Origin of the sequence: Pseudomonas mangrovi (assembly GCF_003052585.1) — a bacterium.
Taxonomy (GTDB): Bacteria; Pseudomonadota; Gammaproteobacteria; order Pseudomonadales; family Pseudomonadaceae; genus Aquipseudomonas; species Aquipseudomonas mangrovi.
In genome coordinates this window covers 180,969-201,740 of the sequence record NZ_QASN01000020.1, presented here as the reverse complement: position 1 = coordinate 201,740, position 20,772 = coordinate 180,969, and the positions used below count along the sequence as shown (strand labels likewise).

Below are 20,772 nucleotides of genomic sequence, written 5' to 3'. Positions count from 1 at the left end.
CGGCGGGCGGTTCGACGGCGCAGCCGACAGGGTTCGGGCAACTGCGAGCAACCCCTTGCGCCAGCCACCAGCCACCGCGCCGGCGCCGACCGGAAAACGGCGACCGGACACCAGACTCACAGCTGCGGCAGCACCGGCGTGTAGACCTCGACCTCGGCATTCTGCGCGCGCTGGCGCAGCAGGTGATCCATCAGCACCAGCGCCATCATCGCCTCGGCGATGGGCGTGGCGCGGATGCCGACGCAGGGGTCGTGGCGGCCCTTGGTGATGACCTCCACCGGATTGCCATGCAGGTCGATGGAGCGGCCCGGGGTGGTGATGCTGGAGGTCGGCTTGAGCGCCAGGTGGGCGATGATCGGCTGGCCGCTGGAGATGCCGCCGAGAATGCCGCCGGCGTTGTTGGAGAGAAAACCCTCCGGGGTCAGCTCGTCACGGTGCTCGGTGCCGCGCTGGGCGACGCAGGCGAAACCGGCGCCGATCTCCACGCCCTTGACCGCGTTGATGCTCATCAGCGCGTGCGCCAGTTCGGCGTCCAGGCGATCGAAGATCGGCTCGCCCAGGCCAGGCTTGACGCCCTCGGCGACCACGGTGATCTTCGCGCCGACCGAATCCTGGTCGCGGCGCAGCTGGTCCATGTAGGCCTCAAGCTCGGCGACCTTGTCCGGATCGGGACTGAAAAAGGCGTTCTGTTCGACCGACTCCCAGCTCTTGAAGGGGAGCTCGATCGGACCCAGCTGGCTCATGTAGCCGCGGATCAGGATGCCCTGGGTGGCCAGGTACTTCTTGGCAATGGCACCGGCGGCCACGCGCATGGCGGTCTCGCGCGCCGAGCTGCGGCCACCGCCGCGGTAGTCGCGCAGGCCGTACTTGTGGTGGTAGCTGTAGTCGGCGTGGGCCGGGCGGAACAGATCCTTGATCGCCGAGTAGTCCTTGGACTTCTGGTCGGTGTTGCGGATCAACAGGCCGATCGGGCAGCCGGTGGTGCGCCCTTCGAACACGCCGGAGAGGATTTCGACGCTGTCGTCTTCCTGGCGCTGGGTGGTGTGGCGGCTGGTACCCGGCTTGCGCCGGTCGAGGTCAAGCTGCAGGTCCTCGGCGGACAGCGGCAGGCCTGGCGGGCAGCCGTCGACGATGGCGACCAGGGCCGGACCATGGCTTTCGCCGGCGGTGGTGACGGTGAACAGCTTGCCGTAGGTGTTGCCGGACATGCAGGACGCTCCGCGGAATCAGCCTGAAAAACGAGAGGCGCGAGTATACCCGCGGCGCCGCGCCACTTCACCCCGAACCTCCGCTGGCGTCCCGTGTCGGATGCGCATTCGTCGTATAGTCCCGCCATGCCCAGAATCCTCATCCTGCTGTTGTCGCTACTCGTTCTGCCCGCCCACTCGGCGCTGCTGCGCGAGCAGCCCGTGCAGCTGCAAAGCAACGGGGGAATCCTCTACGGCACGCTGCTGCTACCGGGCAGCCAGCAACCGCCGCCGGTGGCGCTGATCGTCGCCGGTTCCGGCCCGACCGACCGCAACGGCAACCAGCCGCAGGCGCGCAACGACAGTCTCAAGCGCCTGGCCCGCCTGCTCGCCAGCCAGGGCATCGCCAGCCTGCGCTATGACAAGCGCGGCGTCGCCGCAAGCCTCGCCGCGGAACCGGACGAAAGCCGGTTGTCGGTTGCACGCTACCGCGCCGACGTCATCGCCTGGAGCCATCTGCTGAAGCAGGACGCAAGGCTGGGGCCGCTGATCCTGATCGGCCACAGCGAGGGCGCGCTGGTCGCCAGCCTGGCCGCGCAGGAGGCCGACGCCCAGGCGCTGATCCTGATCGCCGGCAGCGGTCGGCCGATCGATCAGGTGCTGCGCGAGCAACTGCGCCAGCGCCTGAGCGCCGCACCCCTGGCCTACAGCGAGCGGTTGCTCGACCAACTGCTGGCCGGGCGCAGCGGCATACCGGTGCCGGATGCGCTACGCGGGCTGTTCCGCCCCAGTGTGCAGCCCTATCTGGTGTCGCTGCTGCGCGAGGATCCCCTCGCCGCCTTCGCGGCCACGCAGATGCCGGCGCTGGTACTGCAGGGCGACCGCGACATCCAGGTCGGCGTGGCGGATGCACGGGCATTGGCCTCCGCGCGCCCGGCGGTCCAGTTGGCAATCATCGAAGGGATGGACCACGTGCTGCGCGATGTCGGCGAGCAGACCGACCCACTGGCCAGTTACAACGACCCGTCACGGCCGCTGTCACCCGGCCTGCAACCGGTGCTGCTGCGCTTTCTGATCGATGCAGGCATGCTGCCACCCTCCAGTGACGCGCCGGCCGGCCGATAGGCTCCTGGCAAGCGAACCGGCAGACAGGACAGCGCCGATGACCGAACAGAACAGCGATGCTCCCAGCGAAACCGACGAAGCCAAGCCACACCCCTGGGCGGCGCTTGCAGCAGAGCGCTTTCGCCTGTTGCGTCTGGCGCCGCAGCCGGGCGGACGCGGCGCCAAGCCGGCGCCCCTGCGCTTCGCCCAGCTCGGCCGCGTCGAGCGTCATTCGCCACAGCAGAGCCTGCTGCGGCTGAGCCTGCAGCTGCCTGATCAGCAGACACGCAAGAATCAGAATTGCCTGGAAGTCTGGGTGGACCATCGCAGCCGCGAAGTGCGCTTCGGCCTCGACGACGGCTTCCAGGTCGAGCCACAGGATCGCGGACTGGGCCGCTTCCTGCTGGCCCAGGGTATCGAGTGGGCGAAGCAGCGCTTTTCCACCTATGCCGTCGAAGGTCAGGCGCTACCGTCCAAGGACGCCTTCAGCGACGAAGCGCGCGAGCGTCGCGACCATTTCCTCAAGGCGCTCGGCTTCGAAGTCAGCTACGAAGACCCGCTGCAGCTGAAGGCACGCTGCAGCGCCAGCCACGTTGGCGTGCTGCATGGCAACTGGAACACCGACAAGGTGCAGCTCGTCGAGCTGCTCGAAGCCGCCGCCATGCTGCAGCAGGCCGACCGCGGCATCCGCGAGCTGGAAGGCCAGCTGCGCAAGCGCGATGAGACGGTTGCCGGACTCAAGCGCGAGGACAGCACCCTGCGCTTCTCGATCGCCTGCCTGGTGATCTTCTGTACCTTCCAGGCCGGCCTGCTGATCTGGATAGCGACGCGCTGAGCTCGGCTGCAAGCCGGTCAGCGCGAGGGTTGCCTGATCACGCCCGCGGCCACACGGGCGTCAGGCGCCGGCAATCCGGCTGGCAAACAGTGCTTGATGGCGGCGGCACTGCTCGGCGGTGAGCAGAAACACGCCGTGCCCGCCGCGCTCGAACTCCAGCCAGGTGAAGTCCACGTCCGGATAGGCCGCACGCACGTGCACCTCGCTGTTGCCGACCTCGACCACCAGCACACCCTGCTCGCTCAGATGATCGGCAGCCTCGGCCAGCATGCGCCGCACCAGGTCCAGGCCGTCCTCGCCACAGGCCAGACCGATCTCCGGCTCGTGCTGGTATTCGGCCGGCATGTCGGCGAAGTCCTCGGCGTCGACATAAGGCGGGTTGCTCAGGATCAGGTCGAAGCGCTGGCCCGGCAGGCCGGCAAAGCCATCACCCTGGACCGTGTAGACGCGCTCTTCCAGGCCATGCCGCTCGATGTTCAGATTGGCCACTTCGAGCGCATCGAAGGACAGGTCGGCGAGCACCACCTCGGCCTCGGGGAATTCGTAGGCGCAGGCGATACCGATGCAACCGGAACCGGTGCACAGATCCAGAATCCGCGCCGGTTCGGTCGTCAGCCAGGGGCGGAAGCGCCGCTCGATCTGCTCGGCCAGCGGCGAGCGCGGCACCAGCACCCGCGGATCGACGATGAACGGCAGGCCACAGAACCAGGCTTCGCCAAGCAGGTAGGCAGTCGGCACGCGCTCCTCTATACGCCGGCTGAGCAGCATCTGCAGATATTCGCGCTCGTCATCCTCGAGATTGCAGTCGAGATAGGCGTCGGCCATCTCGTAGGGCAGGTTCAGCGCGCCCAGCACCAGCAGGCGGGCCTCGTCCCAGGCGTTGTCCGCGCCATGACCGAAGAACAGCTGCTCGGCGTGAAAGCGGCTGACGGCCCAGCGGATGTGATCGCGCAGGGTGCGTAGACGGGAGTTGGCGATGGTCACGGGCAGCACCTCTGATCAAAGGCGCGCAGTGTAACCAGCCATCGCGGCCTTTGCAGCCACGGGCCATCTCGCCGGAATGCCAACTGGCGCCGAAAGCAAAAGGGAACCCGCCCAGCATATTCCGACCGAGGGTTCACAGACGCGCGGTGAGCGTCCAGAATGGCCGATCGATTTACCGCGGAGCCCGACATGAACCCGCCGCAGACACTGCTGCAGCTCACTGGTCGTACCTATGCGCCAGCTCGCCTGGACAGCGCGACCCTGCTGGTCATCGACGCCCAGGAGGAGTACCGCAGCGGCACACTGCGCCTGCCCGGTCTCGAGCCCGCCATCGCCGAGATTGCCAGCCTGCTGCACGCCGCACGTCAGCAGGGCACGCCGATCATTCACGTTCGCCACCTCGGCATTCCTGGCGGTCTCTTCGATCCACAGGGGCCGCGCGGCGAATTTCTTGCCGAGGCACAGCCGCAGGCCGCCGAAAAGATCATCGAAAAGCGGCTGCCCAACGCCTTTGCCAGCACCGAACTGCATGACTATCTGCAGTCCCTCGGCCGTCTGGACGTGGTGGTCTGCGGCTTCATGACCCATTCCAGCGTCAGCAGCACGGTGCGCGCAATGAAGGACTACGGCTATCGCTGCACGCTGGTCGAAAGCGCCTGCGCTACCCGCGACCTGCCGTTTGCCGATGGCAGCATTGCTGCCGAGCAGATCCACCGTCTGGAGATGGCGGCGCTGGCCGACAACTTCGCCATTCTGGTCGCCGACTGCGCCGAACTGATCCGCTCCAACTGAGCACGCGCAGGAACATCGCGCAGCTAATCGAGTCATAGCGGCCAATGCACGGGAGGAAGATTCAATGAAGCTGTCCGGCGATTTCGATGCCCGCTGTCTGCGCTCGCGTCCGCGACGCAGTTGGCGCAGCCGTATGGTCGGTCTCTTCGTGCTGCTGCTGTGGCTCGGCGGGCTGGCATTGCTGGGCGTCGCAACAACCAGTCTCAGCGGTGTCCGTAGCGACGTGAGCGCGCCGGTGGGCGTCACCCTCAGCCTGCTGCTGGCGGGTGTGCTGCTGATCGTCTGTGCGTTGCTGTTGCGCCGCCGTGCCCGCCGCCGTCAGCAGGGCAACGGCGACCTCTGCCTGGCGCCGCACCTGATGCGCCGGCACGGCTGAAAGCGGCCTGCCAGCCTTGCTACACTGGCGCCCCTTCGCGGAGGCCACGATGCAACCAGACGACGACCTTTCCCTGTTTCAGGCGCAGATGCGCGGCGTGAAGCCGATCAGCCATGATCGCGCCGACACCGGCAAGCCGAAACGCGACCGTGCGCGCATCGATACCCTGCGCCAGGCGGCAACCCAGCGCAGCGAGACGCACAAGGTCGACGGCCTGTCCGACCAGTTCGTGATCGATGTCGGCGCAGAAGACGAACTCTACTGGGCTGCCAATGGCGTGCAGGATGGCCAGATGCGCAAGCTCAAGGCCGGCCAGATCGCCTTCGAGGGCGGCCTCGACCTGCATGGCATGAGCGTCGAAAAGGCCCGCGACACCCTCTGGGAGTTTCTTGCCGAAGCCACCCGCCTGGAGATCCGCTGCGTGCGCGTCACCCACGGCAAGGCCGCACGCACCGACGGCAAGCGTCCGCTGATCAAGAGCCACGTCAACACCTGGCTGCGCCAGCATCCGCAGGTGCTGGGTTTCACTTCCTGCCTGCCACGGCACGGCGGCACCGGGGCGCTCTACGTCATCCTCAAGCGAACGATGCTTGACGGTCGTGACGAATGATGGCGCGTTACGCGCCGCCCTCCTCTTGCCAGCCGAACCGCCCGCCCCTACCCTGCACCCGCCCATGAAACCGACAGGTAGCTCAATGTCCCTGGAACAGAATTACACCGCCATCCTCGGCCAACTCGGCGAGGACGTGACTCGCGAAGGTCTGCTGGATACTCCCAAGCGCGCCGCCAAGGCCATGCAGTACCTGTGCAAGGGCTATTCACAGACACTCGCGGAAGTCACCAACGACGCGCTGTTCAGCTCCGACAGCAGCGAGATGGTGCTGGTGAAGAACATCGAGCTGTACTCGCTGTGCGAACACCACCTGCTGCCCTTCATCGGCAAGGCGCATGTCGCCTATATCCCCAGCGGCAAGGTGCTTGGTCTGTCCAAGGTGGCGCGCATCGTCGACATGTATGCCCGGCGCCTGCAGATCCAGGAAAACCTCAGCCGACAGATCGCCGAGGCGGTGCAGCAGGTCACCGGCGCCCTGGGCGTGGCCGTGGTGATCGAGGCGCAGCACATGTGCATGATGATGCGCGGCGTCGAGAAGCAGAACTCCTCGATGGTCACCTCGGTGATGCTCGGCGAATTCCGCGAGAATGCCGCCACCCGCAGCGAGTTCCTCAGCCTGATCCGCTGAGCACCGCAAAAGCTGCGGGCGGACACATGGCTCCGCCCGCAGCCACATCCTTTCTCCCGACACCTTCAGGAATACTCCGGCGATGCTTATCAAGGCGCTGCGGATCGGCCTCGGCCAGATCATCATCTTTCTCGACTTCATCACCCGCCCGCGCAAGCTCAAGCGCGACCCGCAGCTACAGGCCCGGGTGGACGGCGAAGCGGCAGGTCTGGCGCTCTATCAGTTCAACGCCTGCCCGTTCTGCGTGAAGACCCGCCGCACCCTGCACCGACTGAACCTGCCGGTGGCCCTGCGTGACGCCAAAGCCGATGAGCACCGCCAGACCCTGCTCGCCGAGGGCGGCAAGCTGCAGGTGCCGTGCCTGCGTATCGACGAGGAAAACGGCACGCGCTGGCTGTACGAGTCGAAGGCGATCATCGCCTATCTCGACCAGCGCTTCGCCCCGAGCTGACCCGGCGCACGCCGTTGCGCATGCCGCTACGCATGACGCTGCAGTCGTCTCAGCCGAGCATGGTCACATGACGCGGATGACTGGCCACGCGCGCCAGCCAAGCGCGCAGCGCCGGGAATTCCTCCAGCGAGAAGCCGCCCTCATCCGCCACGTGGGTATAGGCATAGAGCGCTATGTCGGCAATCGTGTACTGGTCGCCGACCAGAAATTCGCTGCGCTGCAACTGCTGCTCCATGACCCGTAGCGCGCGATAGCCACGAGCGATGCAGCAGTCGTACTCGGCCTGCCGCTCGGCGGGCATGTTCTGGTACAGGCGAATGAAGCGCGCCACCGCCACGTAGGGCTCGTGGCTGTACTGCTCGAAGAACTGCCACTGCAGCACCTGGGTACGCAGGCGCGGCTCGCTCGGCAGGAACTCGCTGCCGTCGGCGAGGAAGTTGAGGATGGCATTCGACTCCCAGAGGAAGGTCCCGTCCTCCAGCTCCAGCACCGGGATCTTGCCGTTCGGGTTCATCGCCAGGAACGCCTCGGTCTGGGTCTCGCCCTTGAGAATGTCGACCTCCACCCACTCGTATGCCAGGCCGAGCAGTTCGAGCATCAGCTTGACCTTGTAGCAGTTGCCCGAAAGCCTATCGCCGTAAACCTTGTACATGCATCCTCCCTTGGGCGCCGCGCGCCCGTGCTTGGTTGTTCAGGCCGCTTCGGCCTGGGCATTGCGGATCACCGCAGCCAGCCGACGCAATCCTTCGTCCAGACGCGCCGGTGCGACATGGCTGAAGTTGAGTCGCAGGTAGCCGGGATTGCGCTCCGGGTCGACGAAGAACGGCTCGCCGGGCATGAAGGCCACATCCTGCGCCAGCGCAGCGTCCAGCAGCTCCCGAGTGTCCTGGGCATGGCGCAGGCGCAACCAGAAGAACAGCCCGCCCTGCGGGATCTCCCAGTCGGCCAGATCGGCAAAGTGCGCTTGCAACGATAGCTGCATGGCGTCACGCCGCTCGCGGTAGAACGAGCGCAGCTGCGCCAGGTGCTCGCGGTAGCGCTCGCTGCCCAGCCATTGCAGAGCCTGCCACTGACCGATGCGATTGGTGTGCAGGTCGGCAGACTGCTTGAGCCGCAGCAGATGGGGAAACAGATCAGGCGTTGCGATCAGATAACCGACGCGCAGCCCGGGTACCAGCGTCTTGGAAACCGTACCGGTGTAGATCCAGCTGGCCTTGCGCAGGCGCGCGACTATCGGCGTCGCGCTGCCTTCATCGAACACCAGCTCGCGGTAGGGCTCATCCTCGAGCAGGGTCACGCCATAGGCGTCGAGCAATTGCGCGACCGCATCACGCTTGGCTTCGCTGTAGCGCACCGCCGAGGGGTTCTGGAAGGTCGGAATCAGGTAGGCGAACGCCGGGCGGTTCTGCTCCAGGCACTCGCGCAGCGCGGCAAGGCAGGGACCGTCGGCCTCCTGCGGCACTGTCAGGCAATCGGCGCCGAAGAACTGGAACGACTGCAGCGCAGCAAGATAGGTCGGCGCCTCCAGCAGCACCTGGGTGCCTGGATCGATGAACAGCTTGGCGGCCAGATCCAGTGTCTGTTGCGAGCCGCTGACGATCATCACCTGCTCCGCGGTGCAGGGCACCCCAAGCTGGCGCGCCTCGGCCGCGATCAGCTCACGCAGCGCCGGTTCGCCCTCGCTCATCCCATACTGGCCAACGGAAGCGGGCAGCTCGCTCCAGTCCAGCGTGGGCAACAGCGCCTCGGCGGGCAGGCCGCCGGCGAAGGACATCACCTCCGGACGCTGGGCAGCAGCGAGGATTTCACGAATCAGAGAGCTCTTGAGACGGCTGACGCGAGCGGAAAAGGCCATGGGGGCACCGGTTTCAGGATCAGGACAATTGAGTCAAACTAGTTGACCAAACCTACGCCGACCCGACCAGATACGTCAACATGACTGACCTAAAAAACCGCGACCTCCAGCTGCGTACCATGGAAGCCTTCTTCCATGGCTATCAGGCGTTCACCGCCCGCGCCGACGAGATACTCGCGCGCCGCGGGCTGTCGCGGGTGCATCACCGCATCCTGTTCTTCATCGCCCGCCAGCCGCAGCTCAGTGTCAAGGAACTGCTCGCCTGCCTGGGCGTGAGCAAGCAGGCGCTGAACATGCCGTTGCGCCAGTTGCAGGAGATGGACCTGGTGCACAGCAGCACAGCAGCCGACGACAAGCGCCGCCGCCTGCTGTCGCTGAGCGCCGAAGGCGCGAAACTGGAAGCCCTGCTACGCCGCGAACAGGTCAAGCTGCTGCAACGCACCTTCGATCAGGCCGGCGAGGCCGCGGTCGCCGGCTGGCTGGAGGTGAACCTGCTGCTGGCGCAGAACCGCCAGCCGGGAGGAAGTTGAGCACGATCAGCGAGTTTCTTTAGCTTCCCGAAAGAAGATCAGCAGCATCACGAACTGCGCGACGAGCAGCAGCAGAAATGCCAGGACCATCAGAATGACCGAAATCGTCATAGCGCCTGAGACTATGTGCAACCAAGCCAGAGTACGCAAAAGGCCGTAGGACTCCGGAATGCGCAACAGCGCGATACCCAGCCAGAGAGTGGCTCCTCCGAACAGCACCAGCACTAAGACCATCGCTACGGCCCAGCGGCCAGACGACCACCATTCATCACCCAACGCCAATAGCATGGCCTGAGCGAGGACACTGAGGATGACACTCAGAACGACGGGGCGGTCAAGACCTTGAGCTGCAAACCGCGCAACGAGCAGCATCCTCAGACGCAGAAGCAAATAGGCGCCAAGCAGAACGATGGAACTGCTTACGACATCACTGGCCACTACCAGCTCGTCACGGTCATATCCGTCACCTAGCGCAAACAACGCTAGCGAGATCAGCTCGCCTAACAAGCAGACCAACATTAGCCAGCCAAGCAGACGCAAGTGACTGGCACTCAGGCCGGGCAGGCTGCGCAGCGAAACCGACTCGATCAGTTCAACCTTGGGCGTAGCGTACGGATTCTCTTGGTCCATTGCGGACTTACCTGTACCGGAAAGTCCGCATTGTGCCGCAGGCATCCATTGGCACGCACCCCACAAAGGGGCGCGACGAGACTCAGATCGCGGTCCAGCCGCCGTCGACGGTCAGCGCGTGGCCAGTGGTGAAGGCAGCGCCGTCGCTGCAGAGGAACAGCACGGCTGCGGCGATCTCGCCCGGCTGGCCGACCCGACCCATCGGATGACGCGAGGCCACACCGGCGGCGTACTGTTCGTCACCGCCATGGGCGCGACGGAACATCTCGGTGTCGATCACCGCCGGACAGACCGCATTGACCCGCACCTTCTTGCGCGCGTATTCGATCGCCGCGGACTTGGTCAGGCCGATCACCGCGTGCTTGGAGGCGGCATAGATGCTCATCTTCGGCGCGGCGCAGAGGCCGGCAATGGAAGCGGTGTTGACGACCGCGCCGCCGCCCTGGGCAAGCATGATCGGCAGTTGGTGACGCAGGCAGTTCCAGACGCCCTTGACGTTGACGTTCATGATCGCGTCAAACTCGGCCTCGGTGCCGTCCGGCAGACGGTCGCCCTGTTCGATCTCGATGCCGGCGTTGTTGAACGCGTAGTCCAGCCGACCATAGGCTGCCAGGGTCGCTTCCATCAGCGCCTTGACCTCGGCGTCCCGGGTCACGTCGCAACGGATGAAGCTCGCCGTGCCGCCCGCGTTGCGGATCAGCGCCACGGTGCCTTCGCCACCGGCGACGTCGACGTCGGACACCACCACCTTCAGTCCCTCGGCGGCGAACGCCAGCGCCGTCTCCCTGCCGATACCAGCCGCACCGCCAGTCACCAACGCCACTTCACCGGAAAACACCATGCCCATTGCAGCCCCTCGCTTGAGATTGAACCGAGGCGGCAGTCTAGCTAGTCGAGCAGGCCGCGTGACGCTCCATTCGGAACACGGTTGAGCCTGCATCCAGATGACTTATCGGTCTGCGCAATACACCGCGGCGGGCGATCAGCAGCGCGAATCCACCGGCATTTATTCGCCGCATTCGCTTGCCCCAACCGCCTGGGGGGTCTATCACTGCTGTCTTTCCCCTGAACGAGAACCGCGCATGTCCAGCATCAATCGCCAGTATCTGCTCGCCCAGCGCCCGGTCGGCATGCCCAGCCGGGAAACCTTCGAGTTCGTCGAACGCCCGCTGGCAGCTCCCGCGGACGGCGAGATCCAGGTCCGCAACCAATACCTGTCACTCGACCCGGCCATGCGCGGCTGGATGAACGACGCCAAGTCCTACATTCCGCCGGTCGGCATCGGCGAGGTGATGCGTGCGCTGGGCGTTGGCGAGGTCACCGCCTCCAACCACCCCGATTACAAGGTCGGCGACCAGGTCAACGGCGCCCTGGGCGTACAGGACTACTACACCGGTTCGCCGCGCGGCTTCTACAAGGTCGACGCCAAGCTTGCGCCGCTGCCGCTGTACCTCTCGGCGCTGGGCATGACCGGCATGACCGCCTACTTCGCCCTGCTCGATGTCGGCGCGCCCAAGGCCGGCGAAACCGTGGTCATCTCCGGCGCCGCCGGTGCCGTCGGCAGCGTTGCCGGGCAGATTGCCAAGATCAAGGGCTGCCGCGTGGTCGGTATCGCCGGGGGCGCCGAGAAGTGCGGTCTGCTGACCAGCGAGCTGGGTTTCGACGCGGCCATCGACTACAAGCACGAAGACCTGGCTGCGGCACTCAAGCGCGAATGCCCGAAGGGCGTGGACGTCTACTTCGACAACGTTGGCGGCGAGATCCTCGACACCGTGCTCACCCGCATCACCGTTGGCGCGCGAGTCGTGCTCTGCGGTGCGATCAGCCAGTACAACAGCAAGGAAGCGGTCAAGGGACCGGCCAACTACCTGTCGCTGCTGGTCAACCGCGCCCGCATGCAGGGCATGGTAGTGACCGACTACATGGATCGCTACGCAGCCGCCGGGCAGGAAATGGCCGACTGGATGGCCAGCGGCAAGCTCAAGAGCAAGGAGCACATCGTCGAAGGCCTGGAGACCTTCCCCGACACCCTGCTCAAGCTGTTCACCGGCGAGAACTTCGGCAAGCTGATCCTCAAGGTCTGAATGCCGTGCCGGCGCCGCAATGGCGCCGGCCTGCTCAGCCCAGCTCGCCCAGAATGTTCTGCAGCGCGGCCGCCGGATCGGCTGCCTGGCTGATCGGACGGCCGATGACCAGGTAGTCCGAACCGGCGTCGAGCGCGGCCCGCGGCGTGAGGATCCGGCGCTGATCATCCCCGGCGCTGCCGGCCGGGCGAATTCCCGGCGTCACCAGTTGCAGTCCTGGCTGCGCCGCCTTGAGCGCCACCGCTTCCTGTGCCGAGCAGACCAGACCATCCAGGCCTGCCTGTGCAGCCAATCCGGCCAACCGCAGTACCTGCTGCGCCGGCTCGACATCCAGACCGATCCCGGCCAGATCCTCGCGCTCCATGCTGGTCAGCACGGTGACACCGATCAGCAGCGGTCTGCTGCCGCCGGCCGCATCCAGGGTTTCGCGGCAGGCCTGCAGCATGCGCAGGCCACCGGAGCAGTGCACGTTGACCATCCACACACCGAGCTCGGCGGCAGCCTTCACCGCCATCGCCGTGGTATTCGGGATGTCATGGAATTTCAGATCAAGGAACACCTCGAAGCCGCGCCCCTGCAACGCATCGACAATCGCCGGACCGCAACGGGTGAACAGCTCCTTGCCGACCTTGACCCGGCACTGCGCCGGATCGAGGCGCGCGGTCAGCGCGAGGGCGTCCGCCTGATTGGGAAAGTCGAGAGCGACGATGATCGGCGAGGCACAGGTCATGACGAGGATTCCGAGGTGGGCGGGGGCGCGCATTGTAGCCGACGCGCCCCGCTGGTTCGACTCAGCCGAGCAGCATCCGCACCAGAACCTTCTTGACCTTCTCGATGCCCTCACCGAGCACGCGATCGATCTCGGCCATGGTGATGACTCCGGCGGACTTGCCCGCAGCCGGGTTCACCACCAGAGCGAGACAGGCATAGGGCAAGGCCAGCTCGCGTGCCAGAACCGCTTCGGGCATCCCGGTCATGCCGACGATGTCGCAGCCGTCGCGCTCCATCCGGGCAATTTCCGCCACCGTCTCCAGGCGCGGCCCCTGGGTACAGCCATACACACCCTGCGCCTCGTGGACATAACCCTCTTCACGCAACGCGGCAATCAGGCGCTGGCGCAGTCCCTCGTCGTAGGGGTGGGTAAAGTCGACGTGGGTAACATGCTCCAGTTCGCCCTCATAGAAGGTGTGCTCGCGACCATAGGTGTAGTCGATCACCTGATGCGGCACGCAGAACCCGCCGGTGCCCGCGCTCCTGGCAATGCCGCCGACGGCGTTGACTGCCAGCAGCGCGGTGGCGCCCGCATGCTTGAGCGCCCAGAGGTTGGCGCGGTAGTTCACCTGATGCGGCGGAATGCGGTGCGGGTGGCCGTGACGAGCGAGAAAGAGTACTTCGTGGCCCGCGTAGACGCCTTTGAGCAGCGGGCCGGACGGCGCACCATAGGGGGTATCCACGTGCAGCGCCTGGCGAATGGTCAGGCCTTCGAGTTGAGTGAGTCCGGTTCCACCGATGATGGCGTAGACAGTCATTTCCTGGTTTTCCTTCAGATTAATCCTGCGGCGCGCAATGCGCCGGTCGCCGCCAGCCAGCGTGGCTGCTGACGATATTCATCTCCCGCCGCCGCACGGCTGCGCATGCTCGCGAGCCGGGCACAAGGCTGTACCTCCAGCTGCTGCAACCGGCTCAATGCCAGCTCCGCGGCCGCCCGGTCATTGCACACCAGCCCCATGTCGCAGCCCGCCTGCAGCGCGGCTTCAATTCGCGCCGCGGCATCGCCGACCACATGCGCGCCGGCCATCGAGAGGTCGTCGCTGAAGATGATGCCGCGATAGTCCAGCTCTCCGCGCAGGATTTCCTGCAGCCAGCGCCGGGAGAAGCCTGCCGGCTGCGCATCGACCTGAGGGTAGATCACGTGCGCCGGCATGACCCCGGCCAGACCCGCAGCGAGCCGGGCGAAGGGAATCAGGTCGCTGTCACGGATCTGCTGCAGGGAGCGCTCGTCGCGCGGAATGGCGACATGCGAGTCCGCCTCTGCCCAACCGTGTCCGGGAAAGTGCTTGCCGACGGCGGCCATGCCCGCCGCCGCCATCCCCCGGATGAAGGAGCCTGCCAGGTCGACGACCTGCGCCGGATCGGCGCCGAACGAACGCTTGCCGATCACCGCGCTATGGCCGTAGTCCAGGTCCAGCACCGGCGCGAAACTGAAATCGAGCCCGGCGGCGAGCACCTCGCTCGCCATCATCCAACCACACTGCTCGGCCAGGGCGGGCGCATCGTCGCAAGCGCTCAGTTCGCCCATGGCAGGCAGTCGCACGAAGCCCTGGCGCAGACGCTGTACTCGCCCACCTTCCTGATCCACGGCAATCAGGATATCCGGGCGAACCGCGCGCATCGCCAGGCACAGCTCCCGGACCTGTGCCGGATGCTCGATGTTGCGCGCAAAAAGAATCACCCCGCCGACCTGCGGCTGGCGTAGCAGGTGTCGATCTTCGGCCGTCAGCCAGATGCCCTGGATATCGAGCATCAGGGAGCCACTCAATGCTGTACTCACGCATGTTCCTTGTTCAGTGGCGCATCGCGCCATTGCGGGCAGGCAGTCTCGACGATGTTCACCGCGCAGCCCACCTGCACGCGCTCGAAGAGAGCAATCATGTCCGCGTTGCGCAAGCGCACGCAGCCATGGGAGCGGGGAATGCCCATCGGCTCGCTGTCGGGTGTGCCATGCAGATAGATGTAGCGACGGAAGGTATCCACGTCACCCAGCAGGTTGAATCCGCGCTCGCAGCCGGCCAGCCAGAGGATGCGCGAGAGGATCCAGTCGCGTCCCGGATGCTGCTCATGCAGTTCGGCGCTCCAGACTTCGCCGGTCCAGCGCCGTCCGCGCAGCACCGCCGCGAGCGGCAGACCCGCGCCGATACGCGCACGAACCCGGTGCATGCCGCGCGGCGTACAGCCAGAGCCATTGCGTTCGCCGGGACCATTGAGCGCGGTGGACACGCCCAGACGCAGACACAGTTCACCCCTGGCAAAGCCATAGAGCATTTGGTCGGCGAGGGATATCTGCAGCAGATCTAGTTGGAGCATGGGCGGCAAGCTTAGCCGATCGCCCTGCCCCCGCCCATCGGGTTTTCAGCCTTTTCCGTTTGCCGAGGCGATCTTTCCTCGCGGCTTGAGCTGGGCCTTGAGCAGGCCTGCGTCAGTAACCCCGCTGTCGGTACGCATGCCCGCAGCCAGGAACGGCACCATCAGTCGCATTACCTGCTCGATCGAAGTGTCGACGCCAAAATCATTCTCGGCGATGGCCCGCAAAGCCTTGATGCCGGACATGCTGAACGCCGCGGCGCCAAGCATGAAGTGCACGCGCCAGAACAGCTCGATGGGAGGAATCTTGGGCGCCGCCTCGTGCACCAGCTGCATGTAGCGACGAAACACCCGGCCGTACATCTCTTCGAGATAACGCCGCAGATGGCCCTGGCTCTGGCTGAACGCCAGGCCCAGAAGACGCATGAAAATGGACAGGTCGTCGCCACTGCGAGGCTTCACCGCCAGCGCCTGCTCGACCAGCATCTCGAGCAGCTCCTCCAGGGTCGGACGACCTTCCGGTCTCGCCTGTCGCCGGTCCAGCTCCCGCTCCAGGCTCGCGCAATAGGGGCCGAGGAAGCGCGAGAACACCGCCTGGATCAGCGCCTTCTTCGAGCCAAAGTGGTAATTGACCGCAGCGAGATTGACCCCCGCCTTGCTGGTGATCAATCGCAGCGAGGTTTCCGCAAAACCCTTCTCTGCGAACAGAAGCTCCGCAGCGTCAAGAATGCGCTCCACCGTTTCGGACTGGGCCATGAGATTCATACCGGACAAACAGTTGTTTGAAACATACGTTTCAAACGAAAAGACTGTCAACTCATATCACCACGACTTCTGCCTGCCCAGTCAACGACTGAATGGAGAGTCATCCGAGCTTAGCCGGATGTGTGCGACCAGGAAAGCCTGAAGGCTTGCCACGCGACAAACACTGTATATACTTCCAGTCACTGTATATAAAGCCAGAGCCCAGCCATGTTGAAACTGACGCCCCGCCAGTCCGAGATTCTCGAGTTCATCAAAAGCTGCCTGGAGGCCAACGGCTATCCGCCAACGCGCGCAGAAATCGCCCAGCAGCTCGGATTCAAGTCACCCAACGCCGCGGAAGAACATCTCAAGGCGCTGGCTCGCAAGGGTGCTATCGAGATGACTCCGGGCGCCTCCCGTGGCATCCGCATTCCCGGCTTCGAACCCAACCAGGAAGAAGAAGGACTGCCGGTGATTGGCAGGGTCGCCGCCGGCGCGCCGATTCTGGCGCAGCAGAACATCGAAGACTCCTGCCGCATCAACCCCGAGTTCTTTCATCCGCGCGCCGACTACCTGCTACGAGTACGCGGCATGAGCATGAAGGACATCGGCATACTCGATGGCGACCTGCTGGCCGTTCACGCCACTCGAGAAGCCCGCAACGGCCAGGTGGTAGTGGCGCGGATCGATGACGAGGTGACAGTCAAGCGCTTCAAGCGGGACGGCAGCAAGGTCTGGCTGATTGCCGAAAACGAAGACTTCGCCCCCATTGAAGTCGACCTGACCCAGCAGGACGTCGTCATCGAAGGTCTGAGTGTCGGCGTGATTCGCCGCTGAAGGAGGTTCCATGCATTTCCCGCAGCCGGCCAGCCGAACTCAAATTCCGCTGTTCGACGCCTTCCTGAACCAGCCTGCAGCATTGTCACCTCCGTGTGACCGACAGCTGCAGGAGCAGTATCTGAGCGAGCTTTCGCTGTCTGCGGCACGCGGCAATCGGCTGCAATTGCTCGGCTCGATTCTGCGCGACCTCAGCCAGATTGAGGATCAGCGCTGGCTGAGCATGGTCGCAGCGCCTGCGGCCATCACCCATGAGTGGCTGCGCCGAGCCGGCATTCATCGGGAACGGATTCTGTTGCTGCAACCTCGGACCGGTCAGTCGGAGCTGGAACTGGCATGCGAAGCCTTGCGCCTGGGTCGTAGCCATACGGTGATCAGCTGGCTGCCCTCGGCACAAGTCTCGCGGCAGCGTCTACTGGCGGCGGCTCGGCAAGGTGAAAGCCAGAGCCTCAACATCGTGCTGGGATAGCGGTTGACGCTGGAGCTCAGTGGATGACTCGCGGCGAGTCGTCCTCGATGATACTCAGATCACCCTCGGCCAGACGCCCTGCCATCTGCAGGCCTGTGCTGAGCATCGCCTTGGCAACTTCCAGATGCTGACCCTGCAGAAAGGCCCGGGCTTCTTCGGAAAACTCCAGGGACACCAGATCCCCTTCGTCTTCGCCTCGACGCAGCACGATCCGGCCATCGGACAGCTCGACAATCTCAAGAAACGAAGTAGGCATGTGCGCTGCTCTGTCCAAAAAAGGCCGGCATTGTACCAGCTCGACGACTCAGCTCAGCATTCCGTCATCGATTCACGGAAACGCAACGCAAGCTGCTTAAGCTGCTGACGCCACTGTTCCAGCTCGTCCCTGGTCAATGGCGGGGTTTCATCCTCGAGGGTCACTGCCTGAATCAGCGGCGTGGCTGGATCAACCTTGCTTTTGGACTCGGGACTGGGAGGAACGAAAAGCGCCGCATGCGCAGCCAGCAGCTGCCCGAGCCAGGTCTGCGGATGACGCGCCAGCTCCAGTAGCTCGGCAAATTCCGGGCTGGGCGAGCTGGCCTGTACTGCCTCGTTCAACAACAGCTCCAGACGCGGCGCCTCGCGCCCGGCCAGACGATAGTACCCGGCGATTTCGTGACAGAGCCCGAGCACCGCACCATGCAGATGAAACAGCGTAGCCTCGCGCAAGGCCATTGCCTGGGCCTGGAATCCCGCGCCCCTAGCCTGCTCGGCCTGTTTCCAGGCATCCAGTGTCACGCCAGCGAAGTAGAGTTTCTGATTGGTGCGGGTATAGAGCTCGTTGGCCATGGGGACTTCTCCGCGAGTCAGGTTGCAGTGCACCGCTCAACCGCAACGGCGAGCGGCGCACGAACCTTGCCAGATGAATATCTGGACGTAGTCAGAAGCGCTTAGCGCTTGTCTTCCACCGTCCATTTGCCATTTCCGTAGAAGGCTCGCCAACCCGTCGGCTTGCCGTCGACCTCGGTCTGCACATACTGTTCCTTGGTCTTGCGACTGAAGCGGATCACCGCGGGGTGGCCATCCGGGTCCTTGCGCGGTGCATCGAGCAGGAAGTGGTATTTGGCATCCAGCTCGTCACGGTGCGGAATCAGCTCAAGCACCAGCGGGGCGCGGGTCTCGCGGTTCTTCGGGAACTGGCTGGCGGCCAGGAACAGACCGGATGCGCCATCACGCAGTACGTAGGTATCGTCGACCTTCTCGCAGCGCAGCTCGGGCATCTTGATCGGATCGATCTTCGGCGGTGCCGCCTCGCCATTCTTGAGCAGCTTTCGAGTGTTCTTGCAGGCCGAGTTGGTGCAACCGAAGAACTTGCCGAAACGGCCGGTCTTGAGCTGCATCTGGCTGCCGCACTTGTCGCACTCAAGGCTCGGCCCTTCATAGCCCTTGATGCGGTACTGACCCTGCTCGATCTCGTAGCCCGAGCAGTCAGGATTGTTGCCACAGATATGCAGCTTGCGGGTCTCGTCCAGCAGGTAGGCGTCCATCGCCGTGCCGCACTTGCCACAACGATGTTTGCCGAGCAGCACCAACGACTCGGACTCACCCTCGTCATCAGCCGCGATCTCGTCGCCCGGAACAAGGTTCAGGGTCGACTTGCAGCGCTCCTTCGGCGGCAGGCTGTAGCCGGAACAGCCAAGGAACACACCGGTGGAGGCGGTGCGGATCATCATCGGGCGGCCGCATTCCTTGCAGGCAATGTCGGTCAGGGTCGGCTGATTGGCGCGCATGCCGCCATCGCTGGCCTCGGCCACATCGAGCTTCTTGCGGAAGTCGCCATAGAACTCGTCCAGCAGGTGCTTCCAGTCGCGCTCGCCCTGGGCCACGTCGTCCAGGTTCTCTTCCATGCCTGCAGTGAACCCGTAGTCCATCAGGTTGGCGAAGCTTTCCGAGAGGCGCTCGGTCACGATGTCGCCCATCTTCTCGGCGTAAAAACGGCGATTGTGCACCGTCACGTAGCCACGCTCCTGGATGGTCGAGATGATCGCCGCATAGGTAGACGGGCGACCGATGCCGCGCTTTTCCAGCTCCTTGACCAGACTGGCTTCGGAGAAGCGCGCCGGCGGCTTGGTGAAATGCTGGCTGGGATCGAGCTTGAGCAGCTCGAGCGCCTGACCCTCACCCATATCCGGCAGCACGTCATCCTCACCCGGCTTGCTCTGCTGCGGCAGTGCACGGGTATAACCGTCGAACTTGAGGATGCGACCCTTGGCACGCAGCTCGAAATCCGCAGCCGCGACGCTGACAGTGGTCGACAGGTACTCGGCCGGGGGCATCTGGCAGGCGACGAACTGGCGCCAGATCAGCTCGTACAGGCGCTCTGCATCACGCTCCATGCCCGACAGCTGGGTCGGCCGCAGGTTGACGTCGGAGGGACGGATCGCCTCGTGCGCCTCCTGGGCGCCTTCCTTGCTCGAATAGATGTTCGGCTTGGCCGGCAGATAGTTCTTGCCGTACTCCGAACCGATGAAACCGCGAACCATCTCGATGGCGTCAGCCGACAGGTTGGTCGAGTCGGTACGCATGTAGGTGATGTAGCCGGCCTCGTAGAGGCGCTGCGCCATCATCATGGTCTTCTTCACGCCGAAACCGAGGCGATTGCTCGCCGCCTGCTGCAGCGTGGAGGTAATGAAAGGTGCGGATGGCTTGCTCGAGGTCGGCTTGTCCTCACGCTTGACCACCTTGTAGCTAGCGCCCTTGAGCTTCTCCAGCGCGGCCATGGCCTGGGATTCGTTGAGCGGCTTGAATGCCTCGCCCTTCTCGCGAACGACCTCGAAGCGAACCTGATCCTTCTTCGGCGTACCGAGGTCGGCATGAACCTCCCAGTACTCCTCCGGGACAAAGGCCCTGATCTCCTTCTCGCGCTCCACCACCAGTTTTACCGCCACCGACTGCACACGACCGGCGGACAGGCCGCGGGCGATCTTCGCCCACAGCAGCGGCGACACCATGTAACCGACCACCCGATCAAGGAAGCGCCGCGCCTGCTGCGCGTTGACCCGATTGATGTCCAGCTCGCCAGGCTTGGAGAAGGCCTCCTGAATGGCCTTCTTGGTGATCTCGTTGAACACCACGCGCTTGTAGCGGCTGTCGTCGCCGCCGATCGACTCGCGCAGGTGCCAGGCGATGGCCTCCCCTTCTCTATCCAAGTCGGTTGCGAGATAGATGGTGTCGGCGTCCTTGGCCAGGCGACGCAGCTCCTCGATCACCTTCTCCTTACCCGGAAGGATCTCGTACTTGGCCTTCCAGCCGTGCTCGGGATCGACGCCCATGCGCGCGAACAGCTGACGTTTGGCCTTTTCCTTGGGCGAAAGCGCCGGCGCCTCGGCCGCGGCTGCCTTGCCGCGCTTCACCGGTTCCTTGTTGGCATTGGCCGATCCGCTGGTGGGCAGGTCTCGAATATGACCGATGCTCGACTTCACCACGTACTGGTTGCCCAGGTACTTGTTGATGGTCTTGGCCTTGGCCGGGGATTCCACGATGACCAGCGATTTACCCATGAATCGGAGAGTTCCTGAATACGAGAAGGAAGG

Annotated in this window: 25 protein-coding genes; 11 read left to right on the top strand and 14 right to left on the bottom strand. The window is 64.6% G+C overall.

What is annotated here, in order from left to right:
* Window positions 1-116: 116 nt before the first annotated feature.
* Window positions 117-1,208 (bottom strand): chorismate synthase, encoded by a 1,092-nt coding sequence (gene aroC, locus DBO85_RS13650; protein ID WP_108107827.1) that lies wholly within the window; start codon window positions 1,206-1,208, stop codon window positions 117-119.
* Window positions 1,209-1,334: 126 nt separating this feature from the next.
* Here aroC and DBO85_RS13645 point away from each other — a divergent pair, with 126 nt between their 5' ends.
* Together DBO85_RS13645 and DBO85_RS13640 are read left to right on the top strand one after the other, a co-directional pair.
* Window positions 1,335-2,312 (top strand): alpha/beta hydrolase, encoded by a 978-nt coding sequence (locus tag DBO85_RS13645; protein WP_108107826.1) that lies wholly within the window; start codon window positions 1,335-1,337, stop codon window positions 2,310-2,312.
* 37 nt (window positions 2,313-2,349) lie between these two features.
* Window positions 2,350-3,126: a hypothetical protein gene (locus DBO85_RS13640; RefSeq protein ID WP_108107825.1), complete on the top strand. Its 777-nt coding sequence runs from the start codon at window positions 2,350-2,352 to the stop codon at window positions 3,124-3,126.
* Between the two features lie 60 nt (window positions 3,127-3,186).
* Here DBO85_RS13640 and prmB read toward each other — a convergent pair whose 3' ends face one another.
* Window positions 3,187-4,104 carry a 50S ribosomal protein L3 N(5)-glutamine methyltransferase gene (prmB, locus tag DBO85_RS13635; protein WP_108108332.1) on the bottom strand — a complete coding sequence of 306 codons (918 nt, stop codon included), beginning with the start codon at window positions 4,102-4,104 and terminating at the stop codon, window positions 3,187-3,189.
* A gap of 195 nt (window positions 4,105-4,299) precedes the next feature.
* Here prmB and DBO85_RS13630 point away from each other — a divergent pair, with 195 nt between their 5' ends.
* From DBO85_RS13630 to DBO85_RS13610, 5 genes are all read left to right on the top strand, one after another.
* Window positions 4,300-4,902: a cysteine hydrolase family protein gene (locus DBO85_RS13630; RefSeq protein ID WP_108107824.1), complete on the top strand. Its 603-nt coding sequence runs from the start codon at window positions 4,300-4,302 to the stop codon at window positions 4,900-4,902.
* 64 nt (window positions 4,903-4,966) lie between these two features.
* On the top strand, window positions 4,967-5,278 hold the full coding sequence (locus DBO85_RS13625) for a hypothetical protein (RefSeq protein WP_108107823.1): 312 nt from the start codon (window positions 4,967-4,969) through the stop codon (window positions 5,276-5,278).
* 49 nt (window positions 5,279-5,327) lie between these two features.
* Complete coding sequence (locus DBO85_RS13620) at window positions 5,328-5,888, top strand: Smr/MutS family protein (protein ID WP_108107822.1); 561 nt, start codon at window positions 5,328-5,330, stop codon at window positions 5,886-5,888.
* Between the two features lie 85 nt (window positions 5,889-5,973).
* On the top strand, window positions 5,974-6,519 hold the full coding sequence (folE, locus tag DBO85_RS13615) for a GTP cyclohydrolase I FolE (RefSeq protein ID WP_108107821.1): 546 nt from the start codon (window positions 5,974-5,976) through the stop codon (window positions 6,517-6,519).
* An 82-nt stretch (window positions 6,520-6,601) separates the two neighbouring features.
* The gene (locus DBO85_RS13610) at window positions 6,602-6,970 is read left to right on the top strand and encodes a glutathione S-transferase N-terminal domain-containing protein (protein WP_108107820.1); all 369 of its coding nucleotides are present in this window, start codon (window positions 6,602-6,604) and stop codon (window positions 6,968-6,970) included.
* A 49-nt stretch (window positions 6,971-7,019) separates the two neighbouring features.
* Here DBO85_RS13610 and DBO85_RS13605 read toward each other — a convergent pair whose 3' ends face one another.
* A complete protein-coding gene (locus DBO85_RS13605; RefSeq protein ID WP_108107819.1) occupies window positions 7,020-7,622 on the bottom strand; it encodes a glutathione S-transferase family protein in 603 nt (200 codons plus the stop codon).
* A gap of 39 nt (window positions 7,623-7,661) precedes the next feature.
* The gene (locus tag DBO85_RS13600) at window positions 7,662-8,825 is read right to left on the bottom strand and encodes an aminotransferase-like domain-containing protein (RefSeq protein WP_108107818.1); all 1,164 of its coding nucleotides are present in this window, start codon (window positions 8,823-8,825) and stop codon (window positions 7,662-7,664) included.
* Between the two features lie 80 nt (window positions 8,826-8,905).
* On the opposite strand from DBO85_RS13600, the gene DBO85_RS13595 reads away from it, so the two are divergent.
* Complete coding sequence (locus tag DBO85_RS13595) at window positions 8,906-9,355, top strand: MarR family winged helix-turn-helix transcriptional regulator (RefSeq protein ID WP_108107817.1); 450 nt, start codon at window positions 8,906-8,908, stop codon at window positions 9,353-9,355.
* A gap of 6 nt (window positions 9,356-9,361) precedes the next feature.
* Here the strand turns inward: DBO85_RS13595 and DBO85_RS13590 are convergent, their stop codons facing one another.
* Entirely contained in the window at window positions 9,362-9,985 is a 624-nt protein-coding gene (locus DBO85_RS13590; protein WP_108107816.1) for a hypothetical protein, read from the bottom strand.
* 82 nt (window positions 9,986-10,067) lie between these two features.
* Window positions 10,068-10,832, bottom strand: a complete 765-nt coding sequence (locus tag DBO85_RS13585; protein ID WP_108107815.1) for an SDR family oxidoreductase — start codon at window positions 10,830-10,832, stop codon at window positions 10,068-10,070.
* Between the two features lie 235 nt (window positions 10,833-11,067).
* Here DBO85_RS13585 and DBO85_RS13580 point away from each other — a divergent pair, with 235 nt between their 5' ends.
* Window positions 11,068-12,069 carry an NADP-dependent oxidoreductase gene (locus DBO85_RS13580; protein WP_108107814.1) on the top strand — a complete coding sequence of 334 codons (1,002 nt, stop codon included), beginning with the start codon at window positions 11,068-11,070 and terminating at the stop codon, window positions 12,067-12,069.
* A gap of 34 nt (window positions 12,070-12,103) precedes the next feature.
* Here DBO85_RS13580 and pyrF read toward each other — a convergent pair whose 3' ends face one another.
* The 5 genes from pyrF to DBO85_RS13555 form a co-directional block, all read right to left on the bottom strand.
* Window positions 12,104-12,799, bottom strand: coding sequence for an orotidine-5'-phosphate decarboxylase (pyrF, locus tag DBO85_RS13575; protein ID WP_108107813.1), 696 nt, complete (start codon window positions 12,797-12,799; stop codon window positions 12,104-12,106).
* 61 nt (window positions 12,800-12,860) lie between these two features.
* Complete coding sequence (locus DBO85_RS13570; protein ID WP_108107812.1) at window positions 12,861-13,598, bottom strand: S-methyl-5'-thioinosine phosphorylase; 738 nt, start codon at window positions 13,596-13,598, stop codon at window positions 12,861-12,863.
* Window positions 13,599-13,612: 14 nt separating this feature from the next.
* The gene (nagZ, locus tag DBO85_RS13565; protein ID WP_407681477.1) at window positions 13,613-14,593 is read right to left on the bottom strand and encodes a beta-N-acetylhexosaminidase; all 981 of its coding nucleotides are present in this window, start codon (window positions 14,591-14,593) and stop codon (window positions 13,613-13,615) included.
* Window positions 14,594-14,616: 23 nt separating this feature from the next.
* Window positions 14,617-15,153, bottom strand: a complete 537-nt coding sequence (locus DBO85_RS13560; protein ID WP_108107810.1) for a L,D-transpeptidase — start codon at window positions 15,151-15,153, stop codon at window positions 14,617-14,619.
* Between the two features lie 45 nt (window positions 15,154-15,198).
* Window positions 15,199-15,906, bottom strand: coding sequence for a TetR/AcrR family transcriptional regulator (locus DBO85_RS13555; RefSeq protein WP_108107809.1), 708 nt, complete (start codon window positions 15,904-15,906; stop codon window positions 15,199-15,201).
* A 216-nt stretch (window positions 15,907-16,122) separates the two neighbouring features.
* Here DBO85_RS13555 and lexA point away from each other — a divergent pair, with 216 nt between their 5' ends.
* Together lexA and sulA are read left to right on the top strand one after the other, a co-directional pair.
* The gene (lexA, locus tag DBO85_RS13550; RefSeq protein WP_108107808.1) at window positions 16,123-16,731 is read left to right on the top strand and encodes a transcriptional repressor LexA; all 609 of its coding nucleotides are present in this window, start codon (window positions 16,123-16,125) and stop codon (window positions 16,729-16,731) included.
* A gap of 10 nt (window positions 16,732-16,741) precedes the next feature.
* Window positions 16,742-17,200, top strand: coding sequence for an SOS-induced cell division inhibitor SulA (gene sulA / locus DBO85_RS13545; protein ID WP_108107807.1), 459 nt, complete (start codon window positions 16,742-16,744; stop codon window positions 17,198-17,200).
* A 16-nt stretch (window positions 17,201-17,216) separates the two neighbouring features.
* Here sulA and DBO85_RS13540 read toward each other — a convergent pair whose 3' ends face one another.
* The 3 genes from DBO85_RS13540 to topA form a co-directional block, all read right to left on the bottom strand.
* Window positions 17,217-17,456, bottom strand: coding sequence for a hypothetical protein (locus DBO85_RS13540; protein WP_108107806.1), 240 nt, complete (start codon window positions 17,454-17,456; stop codon window positions 17,217-17,219).
* A gap of 53 nt (window positions 17,457-17,509) precedes the next feature.
* The gene (locus DBO85_RS13535; protein ID WP_108107805.1) at window positions 17,510-18,028 is read right to left on the bottom strand and encodes a DUF6586 family protein; all 519 of its coding nucleotides are present in this window, start codon (window positions 18,026-18,028) and stop codon (window positions 17,510-17,512) included.
* Window positions 18,029-18,129: 101 nt separating this feature from the next.
* The gene (gene topA, locus DBO85_RS13530; protein ID WP_108107804.1) at window positions 18,130-20,739 is read right to left on the bottom strand and encodes a type I DNA topoisomerase; all 2,610 of its coding nucleotides are present in this window, start codon (window positions 20,737-20,739) and stop codon (window positions 18,130-18,132) included.
* Window positions 20,740-20,772: the final 33 nt, after the last annotated feature.